Genomic DNA, 17629 nt, shown 5'->3' with positions numbered 1-17629 from the left:
AAGACCGCCAATGCCAACCTCACTCCTGCTCGTCGAAGATGACCCACGCCTGCGTGAGGACCTCCAGCGCCACTTCCTGAAGCGGGGCTTTCTGGTCAACGCCTGCGCCACCGGCCCGCAGGCGTTGAACGCGGTGCAACACGATGGCTTCGATCTGGTGTTGCTGGACATCATGCTGCCTGGCCTGGACGGCCTTAGCCTGCTCGACGAATTGCGCCGCCAGCAGGCAGTGCCGGTGATGCTGATGTCGGCACTGGGCGCCGAGCAGGACCGCATCAGTGGCTTTACCCGGGGCGCGGACGACTACCTGCCCAAACCCTTCAGCCTGGCGGAGCTGGACGCGCGGGTCGATGCCCTGATGCGCCGGGTGGCCTTTGACCGCAGGCCGGTAGCGGCAACCGACGCCGGCGAGGTGATGCTCGACCATGACCATCAGGATGTCGTTCACCACGGCAAGGCTGCCGGCCTCACGGGCTCTGAGTTTCGCTTGCTGGCCACCTTGAGCGCCCACCCCGGCGAGGCCTTGAGCAAAGCCTTTCTCTACCAGACCGTACTGCACCGCGCCTACACCCGCCTGGACCGCGGGCTGGACGTGCATGTGTGCAACCTGCGCCGCAAGCTGGCAGATATCGGTGCCCAGCATGTACAGATACAGGCCGTACGTGGCCAAGGGTACATCCTGGTCGATACGGAACGCCTGTGATGCGCCGCCACCCCTTGCTGTGGAAGCTGGCCGCGCTGCAAGTCAGCTTCTGCCTGTTACTGACCTGGCTCATCTGGACCTGGGGCCTGTCGGTGGAGCGCAGCAGTTATTTTCTGTCCCAGGCCGACCAGGATTATCTGGCGCGTTATGCGCAGCAGGCTGAACAGGCCTGGCAGCAAGGGGGGGCGAGCGGGGCCGAAGCCTTTCGCCAACACCTGCAGCACGCCGAGAACACCTGGGCGGCACTGATCGGGCCGCACCTGCAAAGCCTCGGCACCACGCCGTTGGATGCCGACGAGGCCAGCCGCCTGACCTTCATGCGCAAGCCTGACTGGCCGATGAGCCGGCGCCTGCAGGATGAGCTGCCCTACGTCAGCATCGAGTTCCCGCTGCATCCAGCGCGCGGCCGCCTGGTAATGCAACTGCCCGAGCGCCTGTTACCCACAGGCCTGACCCCCTGGACCCACGTCATCACTCACGGCGTAGCACCCACACTGCTGGCGCTGTTACTGGGCCTGGCGATCTATCGGCATCTGGTGGCACCGCTCAACCGCTTGCGCGACCGCGCCGACGCCTTGCGCGCAGACGACCTGGACAGCCCCGGCCTGCCCCTGCAGGATCGCCGCGATGAATTGGGCGAACTGGCGCAGGCCTTTGAACACATGGCCGGGCGCCTGCGGCAAAGCCTGGAGCAGCAACGCCTGCTGCTGCGTACCCTGTCCCACGAACTGCGTACGCCCCTGGCGCGGCTGCGCATCGCCCATGACAGTGATCTGTCGCCCGCCCAGTTGCGGGCGCGCCTGGGGCACGAGGTCAACGACATGCAGAAGCTGCTCGAGGACACCCTGGACCTCGCCTGGATGGACACTGAGCAACCACAGTTACGCACCGAACCGGTACTGATGCTTTCCGTGTGGGAAGCCTTATGCCAGGACGCCTGCTTCGAAAGCGGCTGGGACCGTGCTCGGCTACCCTGCTCGCTCGGCGTCGAATGCGTGGTGCAGGCCCATCTGGACAGCCTGGCCCAGGCACTGGAAAACCTCATGCGCAATGCCATCCGCCATTCGCCTGCCGATGGCCGGGTCAGCCTCGATGGCTGGCGTGAGGGCGACTGCTGGCACCTGCGCCTGAGTGACCAAGGCCCCGGCGTGCCTCACGCTGAACTCGAACGCATCTTCAAGCCTTACCAGCGCTTGCCCGACAGCGGCGCAGGTTTCGGCCTGGGGCTTGCCATCGCCCGCCGCGCGGTCGAACTGCAAGGCGGCAGGCTGTGGGCCAGCAATGGTCACCCCGGGCTTTGCCTGCACCTGTTGCTGCCGGCTGCTTCGCAATGTTTAGAAAGTTAATGCGCTTTACGCTCAATCAGGACTGATTATCATCTGAGCTCTTCCGCCTTGCGCTCCTTGCAAAGCATTGATGAGGCGCCTGATGAGCAAGATCACCCTGTCCCTGGCATTGGCGCTGGCCCTTACCGCCCCGGTTGCCCTGGCACAGCCGCAACGCGAGCAGCAGATGGACACTTCACTGCTGCAGCGCCAAGACCTGGCCTACCGCTTCAGCCACCTGGACCTGGACTCGGCCGATGGCCAGCGCCATTACCGCTTATGGATCGGCAAGCCGCAGCGCCCGGCACCCGCCGCAGGTTACCCGGTGTTGTGGATGCTCGACGGCAATGCCGCACTCGGTGCCCTGGACAGTGCGTTACTGGGCAGACTCGCAGCGGGCCAGGCACCGCTACTGGTGGCGGTTGGGTACCAGACCGAGCAGCGCATCGAGCGAACAGGCCGTACCTACGACTACACACCGGCAATCCCCGGGCTTGCAGAACAGCGCGACCCGCTGACCCACCTGCCCAGCGGTGGCGCGGATGCATTCCTGGATTTGCTTACCGAACGCATGCGGCCGATGGTGGCCGGCGTGGCGCCCATCGACCTGCAACGGCAGACCCTGTGGGGGCACTCGTATGGCGGCTTGGCAGTGTTGCATGCAGTGTTCACCCGGCCTGGAGCGTTCAGCCACTATGTGGCAGCCAGCCCATCGTTATGGTGGCACGACGGGGCGATCGTTCGCCAAGCGCAGACATTGCAGGAGCGCATGGGTGATAACCACCCGACGCTCTTGCTGATGCGTGGCAGCGAGGAGCCGGTGAGCCCGCGGGCACCGCTGCAAGGCGATGTGGAGCGGCCGATGCGAGAGCTGGCGGCGGACCTGGCCAAGGTGCCGGGGTTGCAGGTGCGTTTCGAGCGATTGACGGGGATTGGGCATGGGCCGATGCTGCCAGCTTCATTGCAACGCGTAATCGAGGATATGTCGCGCTAAGCCTGCACGGCACCCTCGCCGCATCACTAATGGCGGGCTTGCCGCCGGCAATCTGGGGCATATCCTCGAAGCCGTTGCATGAGCCGATCACCCCTGATACGCCGAAGGTCGCAGATCATCGGCTTGTCAGCAGGGTAGCACTGTGCGGTATGCTTGCCCGGTCTTCAGGGCGGGGTGAAAGTCCCCACCGGCGGTAAATCGAAAGATGAGCCCGCGAGCGCCCCGGCCATGCCGGGGGTCAGCAGATCTGGTGCAACTCCAGAGCCGACGGTCATAGTCCGGATGAAAGAAGGCGTCAGGCAAGGGCCATCAGGGCGCCCTTGCGCGCGCATTTTGTTCGCCCCGAGACGTTCATCGATCATTCACGAGGAGCGTTTCATGTCCCCCAAGCATCACCAGCAATTCCCCAATGTGTCCGCTGCCGTCGCCGCCTTCCAGGCCGGCCGTCCCGTACTGCTACTCGACGATGACGACCGCGAGGACGAAGCAGACATCGTTGCCGCCGCCGAAAACCTGTCGCTGCAGACCATGGCCATGATGATTCGCGATTGCAGCGGCATCGTCTGCCTGTGCCTGGACGAAGCCACGGTCGATGCCCTGCAACTGGCACCGATGGTGCCGAACAACCAGGCTCGCCACGGTACTGGCTTCACCGTGACCATCGAAGCGGCTGAGGGTGTGAGCACCGGCGTCAGCGCGCAGGACCGTATCACCACCATCGAAGCAGCCTTGCGCTCGACGGCCGAGCAACGGCATATCGTCAGCCCCGGCCACGTATTCCCGCTGCGGGCGCGTGATGGCGGGGTGCTGACCCGTCGCGGCCATACCGAGGGCTCGGTGGACCTGGCTCGCCTGGCGGGCCTGCGCCCGGCAGCGGTGCTGTGCGAGCTGATGAACCCCGATGGCAGCATGGCCCGCGGCGAACAGGTGGCGGTGTATGCCCGCCAGTACAACCTGCCAGTGCTGACCATCGCAGAGCTGGCCCGTTGCCGCGAAGCGATGCTGGAGCGGGAAGCTGTGCCAGCCTGATCGATCGACGGGGCCGCCTTGCGGCCCAATCGCCGGCAAGCCGGCTCCCACCGCGACCGCGCAGCTCTTCAGGCCTGCGCCCTGTCTCTGGGAGCTAGGCTTCGGCAATTCTTGAGGCTTGCGCCATATTTGTGGGCGCCGGCTTGCCGGCGATCGGGCCGGCAAATTCACCCTCAAGTTTGCTCCCCCCGCCCCGCTCTGCTAGTGTCGCGCCGTTCTGTACAGCCTCCGAGACCCGTCGCCATGGCCCGCAAAAAAGCCTCCATCGATTTCGAGCAATCCCTCGCCGACCTGCAAACCCTGGTCGAACGCTTGGAGAACGGCGAGCTGTCGCTGGAAGACTCGCTGGCCGCCTTCGAGCAAGGTATCGCCCTGACCCGCGATTGCCAGGGCGCCCTGGCCCAGGCCGAGCAGAAAGTACAGATACTGCTCGAACGCGACGGCGAGCTCGCCGCTCAGCCCTTCGATGCGGAGCCAGAGGCATGATCGGTGCCTACCAGGCCAGTAGCCAGGCGCGCGTCGATGCGGCCCTCGAACCCCTGTTCATCGCGCCCACCAAGGAGCTTGAGCGGCTATACGCCGCGATGCGCTACAGCGTGATGAACGGCGGCAAGCGCGTGCGCCCGCTGCTCGCCTATGCCGCCTGCCAAGCGCTGGGTGCAGCGGCCGAGCAGGCCAACGGCGCCGCCTGCGCAGTGGAGCTGATCCACGCTTATTCGCTGGTGCATGACGACCTGCCCGCCATGGACGATGACGACCTGCGCCGCGGCCAGCCGACCACCCATAAAGCCTTCGATGAAGCCTGCGCGATCCTCGCCGGCGACGGCCTGCAGAGCCTGGCCTTCAGTGCCCTGCTCGACCCACGGCTGAGCCCGCAGCCCGACGCCATCCGCCTGGCCATGGTCCAGGCCCTGGCCAAGGCTGCAGGCCCTGCCGGCATGGTCGGAGGCCAGGCCATCGACCTTGGCGCCGTAGGCGTGAAGCTGGACCAGCAGGCCCTCGAGTTCATGCATCGGCACAAGACCGGCGCACTGATCGAAGCCAGCGTGCGCCTGGGTGCCTTGGCCAGCGGCCGCGCCGAGCAGGCGCAGCTGGACGCCTTGCAGGTTTATGCTCAGGCCATTGGCCTGGCATTCCAGGTGCAGGACGACATCCTCGACGTGGAAAGCGACACCGCCACCCTCGGCAAACGCCAGGGTGCCGACATCGCCCGTGACAAACCGACCTACCCGGCCCTGCTTGGCCTGGAAGCGGCCAAGGCCTATGCGATCGAACTGCGCGACCAGGCGCTGGTCGCACTTGAAGGGTTTGGTGAAAACGCAGAACCCCTGCGAGCGTTGGCGCGCTACATCGTCGAACGCCGCCATTAAGCACGGATTCGAACCCGCACCCAGGGGGCGCGCCACCTCTGGTTGAATGGGCACTTTACCCACAATGGGGTAAACTGCCGCGTCTTAACATCTATAACGACTCGCCTGATGCCCACGACGTTTCAAGAGATCCCCCGCGAACGCCCGGTCACGCCGTTGCTCGACCGCGCTGACACGCCAGCCGGCCTGCGCCGGCTGGCCGAAGCCGACCTCGAGCACCTGGCCGACGAGTTGCGCCAGGAGCTGCTCTACACCGTGGGTCAGACCGGTGGGCATTTTGGCGCCGGCCTGGGCGTGATCGAACTGACGATCGCCCTGCACTACGTCTTCGACACCCCGGATGACCGGCTGGTGTGGGACGTCGGCCATCAAGCCTACCCGCACAAGATCCTCACCGGCCGGCGTAACCGCATGCTGAGTCTGCGCCAGAAGGACGGTATCGCCGCCTTCCCGCGCCGCAGCGAGAGTGAGTACGACACCTTTGGCGTCGGCCACTCCAGCACCTCGATCAGCGCCGCACTGGGCATGGCCATTGCCGCCCGCCTGCAGAACAGCGCGCGCAAGTCGATTGCCGTGATCGGCGACGGTGCCCTGACGGCCGGCATGGCGTTCGAGGCGTTGAACCATGCCCAGGAAGTCGACGCCGACATGCTGGTCATCCTCAACGACAACGACATGTCGATCTCGCGCAACGTTGGCGGGCTGTCCAACTACCTGGCCAAGATTCTTTCCAGCCGCACCTACGCAAGCATGCGCGAGGGCAGCAAGAAGGTGCTGTCGCGCCTGCCCGGTGCCTGGGAGATTGCCCGTCGCACCGAGGAATACGCCAAAGGCATGCTGGTGCCCGGCACCCTGTTCGAGGAGCTGGGGTGGAACTACATCGGCCCGATCGATGGCCACGACCTGCCGACCATGATCGCCACCCTGCGTAACATGCGTGACCTCAAAGGCCCGCAGTTCCTGCACGTGGTGACCAAAAAAGGCAAAGGCTTCGCGCCGGCCGAGATCGACCCGATCGGCTACCACGCCATCACCAAGCTCGAGCCTGCCGACAAGCCGGCCGCACCGAAGAAGGCCATCGGGCCGAAGTACTCGGCGGTGTTCGGCCAATGGCTATGCGACATGGCCGCTGCCGACAACCGCCTGGTGGGCATCACCCCGGCAATGAAGGAAGGCTCGGACCTGGTGGCCTTCAGTGAACGGTATCCCGAGCGCTACTTCGATGTGGCCATCGCCGAGCAGCATGCCGTCACGCTGGCGGCGGGCATGGCCTGCGAAGGCAGCAAGCCGGTGGTCGCGATCTACTCGACCTTCCTGCAGCGCGCCTACGACCAGTTGATCCACGACGTGGCGGTACAGAACCTCGACGTGCTGTTCGCCATCGACCGCGCCGGCCTGGTCGGCGAAGACGGCCCAACCCACGCAGGCAGCTACGACCTGTCGTACCTGCGCTGCATCCCGGGCATGCTGGTAATGACCCCCAGCGACGAAAACGAACTGCGCAAGATGCTCAGCACCGGCCACCTGTACAACGGTCCGGCCGCCGTGCGCTACCCACGCGGTACCGGCTCCAACGCGCCGATCAGTGGCGACCTGGACCCGCTGGAAATCGGCAAGGGTGTCGTCCGTCGCCAGGGCGAGAAGGTCGCTTTGCTGGTGTTTGGCGTGCAATTGGCCGAGGCCCTGCAGGTCGCCGAGCAAATCAACGCCACCGTGGTCGACATGCGCTTCGTCAAGCCGCTGGACGAAGCGCTGGTGCTGGAGATGGCAGGCAGTCATGACCTGCTGGTAACCCTCGAAGAGAACGCCATCATGGGCGGCGCCGGGGCTGCCGTGGGTGAGTTCCTGGCCAGTCAGGGGGTGGTCAAGCCGCTGCTGCACCTGGGCCTGCCGGATCTCTATGTCGAGCACGCCAAGCCTGCGCAGATGCTGGCTGAATGTGGGCTGGATGCAGCCGGCATCGAGGCGTCTGTGAAGGCGCGCATGGCCAGGCTCGGCCTGTAATTCCCGCGGCCGCCTTGCGGCCCATCGCCGGCAAGCCAGCTCCACAGGTATTGCGCTGAACCGAAGAACAGCGGGGTACGCGTGGCAGCCGGCTTGCCGGCGATTGCTATGGTAATGCCAATGAAATTCCCAACCCTTACCGCTACCCTGCTCTGTCTTCCGGTCCAGCTGCTGGCCGCCGAACGCGACGACGCCCTGAAGCTCCCCGACATGCTGATCAGCGCCAACCGCCAGGCCGAATCACGCACCGCCACCAGCGCAGCCAATACCGTCTTCACCCGCAGCGACATCGACCGCCTGCAACCGGCCAGTGTCACCGACCTGCTCGCCCGCGTGCCCGGCGTGCAAGTCGCGCCCACCGGTGGCCGCGGCAGCCTGCCGGGTATCTTCATCCGCGGCACCAAAACCGCGCAGAGCCTGGTACTGGTCGACGGTGTGCGTATTGCCAATGCCACCTCCGGCGACAGCGGCCTGCAGTTTATCGACGTCGACCAGATCGAACGTGTCGAAGTGCTGCGCGGCTCACGCTCGGCGATCTACGGCAGCGATGCCATTGGCGGCGTGATTCAGATCTTCACCCGGCGCAGCAACGGCCAGGGCCTGCAGCCGCGCCTGCGCATGGCGGCAGGCACCGACCAGACCTGGCAACGCAGCCTGGGCCTGTCCGGCGGCGACGGCGCGACCCGCTTCAACCTGGGCGCCAGCCTGGACGAAACGGCAGGCATCGACTCGACCGGCCCGTCCTTCGCCAGCGACGGCGATCATGACGCCTACCGCAACACGTCGTTCAACCTGAGCCTGAGCCACACGTTTGGTGAACGTTTCGAAGCCGGCTTGAACCTGCTCGACAGCCAAGGCCGCAGCGAGTACGACAATCCATTCGGCGGCTTCGACCCGGTCACCTTCGAAAGCTTCGGGCAAAAGCCCTACACCGAGTTCAGCGTCAGCAGCTTGGGCACGTACTTCGACGCTCAGTTCAATGACCTGTGGCATTCGCGCCTGGAGCTGGGCCATAGCGAAAATCGCGACGACAAGCGCGACAAACTCAGTGATGAGCGCTCGGTGTTCAACACCTATCGCGACCAGGTCACTTGGCAGAACGACCTGGCCCTGAGCGAGCGGCAGAACCTGTTGATCGGTGGCGACTGGTACGAAGACCGCGTGCACGCCAGCACCGATTTCAGTGAAGACAGCCGCTGGAACCGCGCCGCCTTCATCCAGCATCGCTTCCACGGCGAGCACCTGTCTACCGAACTGGGCGTGCGCCGCGACCAGAACCAGCAGTTTGGCGGCCAGACCACGTGGAGCGGTAGCCTTACCGTGCCGCTGAATACCCACAACGATGTGCTGCTGTCCTACAGCGAAGGCTTTCGGGCCCCGACCTTCAACGACCTGTACTACCCACAGTACAGCAACCCGCAGCTGGACCCGGAGCACTCCAGAAGCTACGAGCTGCAATGGCGCAGCCAGCTCAGCCGCGACAGCCGCCTGGAAACGTCGCTGTACCGTACTGACCTGCGTGATGCGATTATCTTTGGCCAGGACTCGATCCCGCGTAATGTCGCCTCGGCGCGCATCAACGGGGTGGAAATGGCGTTGGAGCAACAGTGGGGCGAATGGCGCAGCCAGCTGGGCCTGGCATTGATCGATCCGCGTGATCGCGACAGCGGCCACACCCTCGCCCGCCGCGCACGGCGCACCTTGAGCCTGGACCTGGACCGTCAATTCGAGCGCTTCACGGTAGGGGGCAGCTGGCAGGCTGTCAGCGCCAGTTACGACGATGAGGCCAACCGCAACCGCCTCGGCGGCTATGGCCTACTGGGCCTGCGCGGCAGCTGGGCAGCGACCGACGAGCTAAAGCTGGAAATTAAGCTGGATAACGTGCTGGACAAGGGCTACAGCCGTGCGCTGTACAGCTACGATGGCGCCAGCTACGGCTACCGCGAAGAGGGCCGCACGGCACTGTTCAGCGTCACCTGGACGCCGGCGCTTTAGCTTCGAGCAGCGCACACAAGCGGGCGGTGGCTTCGATCATCTGCCCGCTGGGCCGCTCCAGGCCCTTGTCTGGCACCACCAGCAGACGGCCATCGGCCACAGCGCTCAAACCTGGCCAAGCCTTCCAGCTTGCCAACTGCCCCTGGTCGCCAGCCAGGATCACCTGCGGATCGCGCAGCAGCACTGATTCCACATTCACTTGCGGTGCCGGCTGGCTCAGGTCGGCAAAGATATTGCGCGCCCCACACACCGCCAAAGCATCACTCACCACCTGTCGCCCACCCAAGGTGTAGAGGGGCCGGTCCCAGACCTGATAGAACACCCGTAGCGGCTGCTCACGCCGATAGTGCTGACGCAGGTGCTGCAAGCGTTCACGCAGGCCGCCCACATACTGCCGCCCCTGTTCTGCCCGCCCTACACGCACGGCAATGGCCTCGATCTGTTCGAGCAGTTGCTCAAGGTCGTGAGGTTCAGCACTGAAGGTGGCGATACCCAGGCGCGTGAGCTGGTCGCGCTGGGCCGCTGCCACGCTGCCGGGCCAGAGCAACAGCAGGTCGGGCCTGAGGCTGAGCAGGCGTTCCATGTCCAGTTGCCCCTGGCGCCCCACCGAAGGCAGATTACCCAGCGCCGCCGGGCGCTCGCCGCCGTCGAGTACGCCCACCAGCAGGTCGTCGGCCTGCAGCTCGAGCATGATTTCGCTCATCGATGGGGCAAGGCTGACCACGCGCAGGGGCTCGCCAGCCTGGACAGTGCAGGCCAGCAGCGCCAGCAGGCAGAGCAGGCCGCGCATCACCCCAGCTGACGCGGGATGCGGTAGAGGTAAAGCACCACCACGGTGGATAACGCCAGAAGGATTTGCGGCACTGCTTCGAGCCCTACCAGCACCGACAGTGCGGCGACCCAGGCAGGGAAGCAGGCGAACAGCATGGCCATGCACCGCACCCGAGCCAGCTCGATCCAGGCGGCCGGCTCTTCAGCCGTGCCAAGTGACTTGGAAGTGGCGATCAAGGCACGCTTGTAGGCGCCAAAACGCGGCAGGCTGAGGAACAGGGTTGCCGCACCGGCGATGAACAGCGGCATGGCCAGCACCGGGATCAGCGCATCGCCACCGCCAAAGGCCCAGGCCATCACCGGCAGCGGCACCAGGCCGACCGCCAGGTATTGCCACCAGGCCAGCGCCAGGCGCCGCTTCACCTCGCTGCGGGTCACGCCTGGGGAACCTCCCCCTGGTGTTCGTTACCCAGCATGTGGCCAAGCTTGTCGGCCTTGGTCGCCAGGTAGTAGCGGTTGTGCGGGTTATGCCCGGTATGCAGTGGCACACGCTCGGCAACCTTGATGCTCATATCGGTCAGCGCCTTGACCTTGCGCGGGTTGTTGGTCATCAGGCGCAGCGACTTCACACCCAGGTGCTCGAGCATCGGCAGGCAGATCGCGTAATCACGCTGGTCGGCAGCGAAGCCCAGGCGCTCGTTGGCCTCTACAGTGTCGGCACCGCCGTCCTGCAGCTCATAGGCGCGGATCTTGTTCAGCAGGCCAATGCCACGGCCCTCCTGACGCAGGTACAGCAGCACGCCACGGCCTTCACGGGCAATGGCCTGCAGGGCCGCTTCCAACTGCGAGCCACAGTCGCAACGCTGGCTGAACAGGGCATCGCCAGTCAGGCACTCGGAATGCAGGCGCCCCAACACCGGCTCACCGTCGGCGATGTCACCCAGGCTGAGCACCACGTGCTCACGGCCGGTGGCTTCGTCGAGGAAACCATGCATGGTGAAAGTCGCGAAGGGAGTCGGGAGTTTAGAGGCGGCAACAAAGACGACGGGCACGTTGTGCTCCTGGATAAGTAGGAAAATTCTCGTGAAGCGATTGTATCAGCAGGTCAGCGCCTGTGCGCTGGCTGAATACCGTGGGTTAAGATCGAAAAGTTCGATATTCGGTTAGCCTGCGACAGCCTTGGGTGCTATTGGGGCTTGCTGTCGGCAGTGAAGGGATACGGCTGCTTCCAGTGCTGGAAGATAGGCTTCAACTCGCCGCTGCGTACCAGTTCAGCCATGCGTCGGTCGAACAGCTCACTCAGGGCCTTGCCGTGTTCGTTGCGGGCAAAGGCCAGGTACAACGGCAGTTCGGCGACATGGGTGCGACGGAACCGCTCTGGCTGGGAGGTTTGGCCAAGGACGTAGTCAACCTCGGTCAGCGCATCGATGTAGAAGTCCACGCGATCATGCTCAAGCATTGGCAGGATGCCTTCGCGCCGCTGGATCTCACGCGCCTCCTTCACGTTCGGCAGGTAGCTGCCGTAGTCGTAGCCACGCACCCAGGCCAGGCGATACTGACCCACGGTGTCCAAGGTCGGCACCGGCTTGCTGGCAAGCCCCAGCGCATAGATGTGGTCCATGTCGAAGTGCCAGCGCGGGTAGAGGTTATCCTCGTTCTCATCCTTGTAGGAACCGACCCAGGCATCGGCCTCGCCGCGTTTGACCAGCCCGACGGCCCGGCTGTAAGGGGCACTTTTTGCCACGACCTTGACGCCAGCAGGCTCGAACACCTTGCGCAAGACATCCCAGGCCACGCCGGTACCATCGGCATTGGTGTAATCCAGCCACTCTTCACTGACCAGATGGACCTGTTTCGGGACGCCTTCGGCTGCCAGCGCCCCATGGGCACAGCAGAGCAGTATTGCCAGCAGCACAGTCCGAATGGCCATAAAAGCGCTCCCTGTCTCAGCCAACCGCCCACACCAGAACCTGCATACCCAACCAGGCGAACGCCCCAGCCAGGACATCATCGAGCATGATGCCGACACCGCCGTGCACATGGCGGTCGATCCAGCGAATCGGCCATGGCTTGAGGATGTCGAAGAAGCGGAACATCAGGAACCCCGCCAGAATCCACTGCCACCCTTCCGGCACCAGCCAGAGGGTAATCCACATGCCGACCATTTCATCCCAGACAATGCCTTCATGGTCGTGCACGCGCAAGTCATTGGCGACTTTACCGCACAGCCAGAAACCGAACAGCATGGTGATGCCCAGCAGCAGCCAGTACCCCCAATCGGGCAGCATCTGCCACAGAGGGATGAACGGAATGGCCACCATCGAGCCCCAGGTACCGGGCGCCTTGGGCAGCGTGCCCGAACCGAAGCCGAACGCGATGAAGTGCCATGGGTTGCGCCAGACCGAGGGCGGAACGAACTCCGCAGGCACCTGGTTGGGGTGGTCGGTCACGGTGTCTCCCTAAAGTGTTGATAGCCCCGCTGTACGGGGGTGATGTCCTGGCCTTGGCGGTCACGCAGGGTGACACCCTGCCCTTGGAGCACCCGGCCGATGACATGTATGCCAGCGTCCGCCAGGGACGAAAGCGCCTCAGGCGGCAGGGTGAACGCCAATACGTAGTCGTCGCCACCGGTGAGCGCCGCCTGCACCGCCGCATCGTGCCCGAGAAAGGCCTCTAGTGCAGGAGACACTGGCACCTGCGCCAGGTTCACCTCGAGGGCGACGCCGGAGGCCTTGGCGATATGCCCACAATCGGCGAGCAGGCCGTCGGAAATATCCAGCGCCGCCGTCGCTCGCCCGCGCAAGCGACGGCCCAGGCCCAATTGAGGCAGCGGCGACCAGTAGTGGGCCAGCAGGGGCTCGCTCTGCTCGGCAGGGGCCTCTCGCTCGCCCAGCACCAACGGTAGCGCACCGGCTGCCTTGCCCAGCACGCCACCCACACACAGCAGGTCACCCGGCCGGGCACCGCTGCGGCACAGGGCCTGCCCAGCCGGGACGCTGCCGAAAACCGTGACGGTGATGCTCAAAGGGCCGCGCGTGGTGTCGCCACCGATCAGGCTCATGCGGCAACGCTGGGCCATGCGGCTGAGCCCGTCGGCAAAGGCGGCAAGCCAGTCGGGGCCGACGTCGGGCAGGGTGAGGGCAAGGGTGAAGCCGATGGCATTGGCGCCCATGGCTGCAAGGTCGCTGGCCGCCACGGCCAGTGAGCGCTGGCCGAGCAGACGCGGGTCACAGACCGTCGGGAAGTGCACCCCGGCAACCAGGGTGTCGGTAGACACCGCCAACTGCTCGCCCGAGGCAAGCTCGAGCAAGGCGCAGTCGTCGCCAATACCCAGTGCCACGCCCTCACCGCCCTGCGCACAGGGCGCGGCGGCGAAGTAATGGTTGATCAGCTCGAACTCACCCATGGCTCGACAGCGCCAGGATCAGCGCTTGTTCGCCTTGACTTCTGCTTCGCGCAGCGAAGGTGCCAGCTTGTCCAGCACGCCGTTGACGAACTTGTGACCGTCAGTGGCGCCGAAGACCTTGGCCAGCTCTACGCCTTCGTTGATCACCACGCGATACGGTACATCGACGCGCTTGATGAACTCCCAGGTGGACAGGCGCAACACGGCCAGTTCGACCGGGTCGAGCTCTTCCAGGGCGATGTCCATGCACGGTTTCAGCGCGCTGTCGATTTCGCTCTTGATTGCCGGGACCCCATGCAGGATCTCGCGGAAATAGGCGCCATCGACATCGGTAAAATCGTTATCGACCCGGAACTGCGCTTCGATCTCGTTCAGCGAATGCTGAGCCATGTGCCATTGGTACAGGGCCTGGGTCGCGAGCTTGCGGGCTTCGCGGCGCTTGGCGCTCTTCGATGGCTTGCCGGCATCCGCAGGTTTGGGATCGCGCGGGTTGAAACGATCGCTTTCGTCGCTAATCACTTGGCCTCCAACTGCGCCAGCAGGCTGACCATTTCCAGAGCGGACAGGGCAGCTTCAGCACCTTTGTTACCGGCCTTGGTGCCGGAACGCTCGATGGCTTGCTCGATGGAGTCGACGGTCAGGACACCGAAGGCCACCGGCACACCGAACTCCATGGACACCTGGGCCAGGCCCTTGGTGCATTCGCCCGCCACGTATTCGAAGTGCGGGGTACCGCCACGGATCACTGCACCCAGGGCGATGATCGCGTCGTATTCACCTTGCTGGGCGACCTTCTGGGCAACCAGCGGGATTTCGAACGCGCCAGGGGCACGAATGATGGTGATGTCGCTTTCGCTGACACCGTGGCGTACCAGGGCATCAACGGCACCGCTTACCAGGCTTTCTACGACGAAGCTGTTGAAGCGGCCAACCACCAAAGCATAGCGACCTTTGGGGGCAATGAAGGTACCTTCGATGGTCTTCAGGGTCATTCCGATGTTCTCATCTTCAAGAGCGAGGCCGCGCACTGGCGGCCTCGGGAGGGTTTGGACTCGAGCGTGAGGGCGCAGGCGCCGCCTCAAGTCACTCGGAGGGCACGTATTCTACAACTTCCAGATCGAATCCGGATATCGCATTGAATTTCATCGGCGAACTCATCAGGCGCATCTTGCGCACGCCAAGGTCACGCAGGATCTGCGAACCGGCACCCACGGTGCTGTAGGTGGTCGGTGCCTTGGTCGGTGCATCGCCTGCGCTTTCGCGGATATGCGCCAGCAGCACGTCGCCATCCAGGGGGTGGCCCAGCAACAGCACCACGCCGCTGCCGGCCTCGGCAACTGCGGCCATGGCGGCGCGAAGGCTCCAGCGGCCAGGCTGCTTGACCAGCAGCAGGTCGCGCAGCGGGTCCATGTTGTGCACACGCACCAGGGTCGGTTCTTCGGCGCAGACCTTGCCCAGGGTCAGGGCCATGTGCACATCGCCTTCCACTGCGTCGCGGTAGGTGACCAGGTTGAACTCACCCAGCTCACTTTCGATCAGCTGCTCGGAAACGCGCTGCACGGTGCGCTCGTGGATCATGCGGTAGTGGATCAGGTCAGCGATGGTGCCGATCTTCAAGCCATGCTCGGCGGCGAACACTTCGAGCTCGGCGCGACGCGACATGGTGCCGTCATCGTTCATCACCTCACAGATCACGCCGCTAGGCTCGAAGCCGGCCATGCGTGCCAGGTCGCAGGCGGCCTCGGTGTGGCCGGCCCTTGCCAGGGTACCGCCAGGCTGCGCCATCAGCGGGAAAATGTGGCCCGGGCTGACGATGTCTTCGGCCTTGGCATCCTTGGCGGCTGCGGCCTGCACGGTGCGCGCGCGGTCGGCCGCCGAGATGCCGGTGGTAACGCCTTCGGCCGCTTCGATCGAAACGGTGAACTTGGTACCGAAGCCTGAACCGTTGCGCGGCGCCATCAGCGGCAGCTTGAGCGTTTCGCAACGTTCGCGGGTCATCGGCATGCAGATCAGGCCACGGGCGTGCTTGGCCATGAAGTTGATGTGCTCAGGCAGGCAGCACTCGGCCGCCATGATGATGTCGCCTTCGTTTTCACGGTCTTCGTCATCCATGAGGATGACCATTTTGCCCTGGCGGATGTCTTCGACCAGTTCTTCGATGCTGTTGAGCGCCACGCGGCACCCCCTTCTCAATCAGGATTTCAAGAAGCCGTTGGCGGCCAGGAAGCTTTCGGTAATGCCACTGCCCTTGCTCGGTTCGGCAGCCTTGTCGCCCAGCAGCAAGCGCTCCAGGTAACGGGCCAGCAAATCGACCTCAAGGTTTACCCGACGCCCTGCGCGGTAGTCGGCCATGATGGTTTCGGACAGGGTGTGCGGGACGATGGTCAGCTCGAACTCGGCGCCATTGACCTCGTTGACCGTCAGGCTGGTGCCGTCGACGGTGATCGAACCCTTGTGGGCGATGTACTTGGCCAGTTCCTTGGGTGCACGCACGCGGAACTGGATGGCGCGAGCGCTATCGCTGCGCGAGATGATTTCACCGACACCGTCGACGTGGCCGCTGACCAGGTGGCCGCCCAGGCGGGTGGTCGGGGTCAGGGCCTTCTCCAGGTTGACCTTGCTGCCACGCTTGAGGTCGATGAAAGCGGTGCGCTTGAGGGTCTCGACGCTGACGTCGGCCCAGAAACCATCACCTGGCAGCTCAACGGCGGTCAGGCACACACCGTTGACGGCGATGCTGTCGCCGAGCTTGACGTCACCCAGGTCGAGCTTGCCGGTCTCGACGTAGACGCGCACGTCACCGCCCTTTGGGGTCAGGCTGCGGATGGTGCCGATGGATTCGATGATGCCGGTGAACATGGGGTCTTCCTCAAAAACGGGTTGCGCGGGGCAAGCCCGGCATTATACGCCGGGGGCCGGCAGAGGGATGGCCGTGACCCGCCAGTCATCGCCCACTGCACGCATTTCGGTGATTTTCAGCCGTGGCGCTTCGCTCATCTTCGACAAGGGCCAGTCCAGCAGCGGGCGGGCCTGGGAGCCAAGGAAAGTGCCGGCGACGAACAGCTGGTACTCGTCGATCAGGCCACGTTGGGCAAAAGCGCCGACCAGGCCAGGGCCAGCTTCCAGCAGGATGTCGTTGACGCCCCGCGCAGCCAGCGTTTGCATTAAGGCGAGCAGGTCGACCTGGCCATTGCTGCCCGGCAGGCTGAGCAGCTCATGGCCCGCCTGGGCGTAACGCGGGTCGTCGCCCAGGGCGGTTACCACCAGCGCAGGGCCGGCCTGGAAGAACGGCGCGTCCAGTGGCAGGCGCAGGCGGCCATCGATCAGTACGCGCAAGGGGGGGCGGCTGAGCGCCAGCGCGGTGGTGTCGGGGTCCAGGCCAAGCTCGGCAGCGCGCACAGTCATCCGTGCGTTGTCGGCCAGCACGCTGGCGGCGCTGGTCAGCACCACACTGGCACGGGCGCGCAGGCGCTGCACCGCAGAGCGGGCGGCAGGCCCGGTGATCCATTGGCTTTCGCCGCTGGCCATGGCGGTGCGGCCATCCAGGCTCATGGCCAGCTTGGCCCGCACGAACGGCAAGCCGTGCTCCATGCGCTTGAGGAAACCAGGGTTCAGGGCACGGGCCTGGGCTTCGAGCACGCCGCTGGCGACTTCGATGCCTGCGTCGGCCAGGCGGCGCAGGCCCTGCCCGGCGACTTGCGGGTTGGGGTCCTGCATGGCTGCCACCACCCGCGCCACACCTGCCTGTACCAGCGCCTCGGCGCACGGTGGGGTTCGGCCATGGTGGCTGCACGGCTCCAGCGTCACGTATGCACAGGCACCGCGGGCACGCTCACCGGCCTGGCGCAGGGCATGCACTTCGGCATGGGGTTCACCGGCACGCACATGCCACCCCTCACCCACCACTTCACCGTCACGGACGATCACACAACCCACACGCGGGTTGGGGTGCGTGGTGTAGATGCCCTTGCGGGCAAGCTCCAGGGCACGGGCCATGTAATGGGCGTCGAGGATCGCGGTCTGGCTCGGCAT

At 64.9% G+C, this 17629-nt stretch carries 19 protein-coding genes and 1 riboswitch; of the genes, 8 read left to right on the top strand and 11 right to left on the bottom strand.

Features of this window, described 5'->3' with window-relative positions:
• The first annotated feature begins 10 nt into the window (after positions 1–10).
• From OSW16_RS03065 to OSW16_RS03030, 8 genes are all read left to right on the top strand, one after another.
• Positions 11–703 (top strand): response regulator transcription factor, encoded by a 693-nt coding sequence (locus tag OSW16_RS03065; RefSeq protein WP_241803972.1) that lies wholly within the window; start codon positions 11–13, stop codon positions 701–703.
• Positions 703–2049 carry a sensor histidine kinase gene (locus tag OSW16_RS03060; protein WP_267820666.1) on the top strand — a complete coding sequence of 449 codons (1347 nt, stop codon included), beginning with the start codon at positions 703–705 and terminating at the stop codon, positions 2047–2049. Before OSW16_RS03065 ends, OSW16_RS03060 begins: the two co-directional genes overlap by 1 nt.
• An 82-nt stretch (positions 2050–2131) precedes the next feature.
• Positions 2132–3022, top strand: coding sequence for an alpha/beta hydrolase (locus tag OSW16_RS03055; RefSeq protein WP_267820664.1), 891 nt, complete (start codon positions 2132–2134; stop codon positions 3020–3022).
• Positions 3023–3178: 156 nt separating this feature from the next.
• Positions 3179–3320: riboswitch (FMN riboswitch) on the top strand.
• Between the two features lie 80 nt (positions 3321–3400).
• Entirely contained in the window at positions 3401–4051 is a 651-nt protein-coding gene (gene ribB / locus OSW16_RS03050; protein ID WP_267820662.1) for a 3,4-dihydroxy-2-butanone-4-phosphate synthase, read from the top strand.
• Positions 4052–4294: 243 nt separating this feature from the next.
• Positions 4295–4537: an exodeoxyribonuclease VII small subunit gene (locus tag OSW16_RS03045; RefSeq protein ID WP_054900824.1), complete on the top strand. Its 243-nt coding sequence runs from the start codon at positions 4295–4297 to the stop codon at positions 4535–4537.
• Positions 4534–5421 (top strand): (2E,6E)-farnesyl diphosphate synthase, encoded by an 888-nt coding sequence (gene ispA / locus OSW16_RS03040; RefSeq protein WP_267820658.1) that lies wholly within the window; start codon positions 4534–4536, stop codon positions 5419–5421. The genes OSW16_RS03045 and ispA overlap by 4 nt, the downstream gene beginning before the upstream one ends.
• Before the next feature lie 108 nt (positions 5422–5529).
• Complete coding sequence (gene dxs / locus OSW16_RS03035; RefSeq protein ID WP_267820656.1) at positions 5530–7425, top strand: 1-deoxy-D-xylulose-5-phosphate synthase; 1896 nt, start codon at positions 5530–5532, stop codon at positions 7423–7425.
• A 120-nt stretch (positions 7426–7545) separates the two neighbouring features.
• Complete coding sequence (locus OSW16_RS03030) at positions 7546–9420, top strand: TonB-dependent receptor domain-containing protein (RefSeq protein WP_267820654.1); 1875 nt, start codon at positions 7546–7548, stop codon at positions 9418–9420.
• On the opposite strand, the gene OSW16_RS03025 is transcribed toward OSW16_RS03030, so the two are convergent.
• The 11 genes from OSW16_RS03025 to ribD all read right to left on the bottom strand — a co-directional run bounded on the left by OSW16_RS03025 (position 9398) and on the right by ribD (position 17629).
• On the bottom strand, positions 9398–10210 hold the full coding sequence (locus OSW16_RS03025; RefSeq protein ID WP_267820652.1) for a cobalamin-binding protein: 813 nt from the start codon (positions 10208–10210) through the stop codon (positions 9398–9400). The two genes, OSW16_RS03030 and OSW16_RS03025, sit on opposite strands and share 23 nt — an antisense overlap.
• On the bottom strand, positions 10210–10629 hold the full coding sequence (locus OSW16_RS03020) for an MFS transporter (protein WP_267820650.1): 420 nt from the start codon (positions 10627–10629) through the stop codon (positions 10210–10212). Before OSW16_RS03020 ends, OSW16_RS03025 begins: the two co-directional genes overlap by 1 nt.
• The gene (gene ribA / locus OSW16_RS03015; RefSeq protein WP_241803981.1) at positions 10626–11243 is read right to left on the bottom strand and encodes a GTP cyclohydrolase II; all 618 of its coding nucleotides are present in this window, start codon (positions 11241–11243) and stop codon (positions 10626–10628) included. The genes OSW16_RS03020 and ribA overlap by 4 nt, the downstream gene beginning before the upstream one ends.
• Positions 11244–11377: 134 nt before the next feature.
• The gene (locus OSW16_RS03010) at positions 11378–12121 is read right to left on the bottom strand and encodes a substrate-binding periplasmic protein (protein ID WP_267820648.1); all 744 of its coding nucleotides are present in this window, start codon (positions 12119–12121) and stop codon (positions 11378–11380) included.
• A 16-nt stretch (positions 12122–12137) separates the two neighbouring features.
• Entirely contained in the window at positions 12138–12641 is a 504-nt protein-coding gene (locus tag OSW16_RS03005; protein ID WP_241803983.1) for a phosphatidylglycerophosphatase A, read from the bottom strand.
• On the bottom strand, positions 12638–13597 hold the full coding sequence (thiL, locus tag OSW16_RS03000) for a thiamine-phosphate kinase (protein ID WP_267820646.1): 960 nt from the start codon (positions 13595–13597) through the stop codon (positions 12638–12640). Before thiL ends, OSW16_RS03005 begins: the two co-directional genes overlap by 4 nt.
• An 18-nt stretch (positions 13598–13615) precedes the next feature.
• On the bottom strand, positions 13616–14116 hold the full coding sequence (gene nusB, locus OSW16_RS02995; RefSeq protein WP_012312511.1) for a transcription antitermination factor NusB: 501 nt from the start codon (positions 14114–14116) through the stop codon (positions 13616–13618).
• A complete protein-coding gene (gene ribE / locus OSW16_RS02990; protein WP_008092356.1) occupies positions 14113–14589 on the bottom strand; it encodes a 6,7-dimethyl-8-ribityllumazine synthase in 477 nt (158 codons plus the stop codon). Before ribE ends, nusB begins: the two co-directional genes overlap by 4 nt.
• Positions 14590–14680: 91 nt before the next feature.
• The gene (gene ribBA, locus OSW16_RS02985) at positions 14681–15772 is read right to left on the bottom strand and encodes a bifunctional 3,4-dihydroxy-2-butanone-4-phosphate synthase/GTP cyclohydrolase II (RefSeq protein WP_241803985.1); all 1092 of its coding nucleotides are present in this window, start codon (positions 15770–15772) and stop codon (positions 14681–14683) included.
• Positions 15773–15790: 18 nt separating this feature from the next.
• Positions 15791–16456: a riboflavin synthase gene (locus OSW16_RS02980; RefSeq protein WP_267820643.1), complete on the bottom strand. Its 666-nt coding sequence runs from the start codon at positions 16454–16456 to the stop codon at positions 15791–15793.
• A gap of 42 nt (positions 16457–16498) precedes the next feature.
• Positions 16499–17629: a bifunctional diaminohydroxyphosphoribosylaminopyrimidine deaminase/5-amino-6-(5-phosphoribosylamino)uracil reductase RibD gene (gene ribD / locus OSW16_RS02975; RefSeq protein WP_267820641.1), complete on the bottom strand. Its 1131-nt coding sequence runs from the start codon at positions 17627–17629 to the stop codon at positions 16499–16501.

This window comes from Pseudomonas putida (assembly GCF_026625125.1).
Lineage (GTDB): Bacteria > Pseudomonadota > Gammaproteobacteria > Pseudomonadales > Pseudomonadaceae > Aquipseudomonas > Aquipseudomonas putida_X.
Note: the sequence above shows the minus strand (reverse complement) of the source record. Positions and strands in the feature narration are given on the sequence as shown.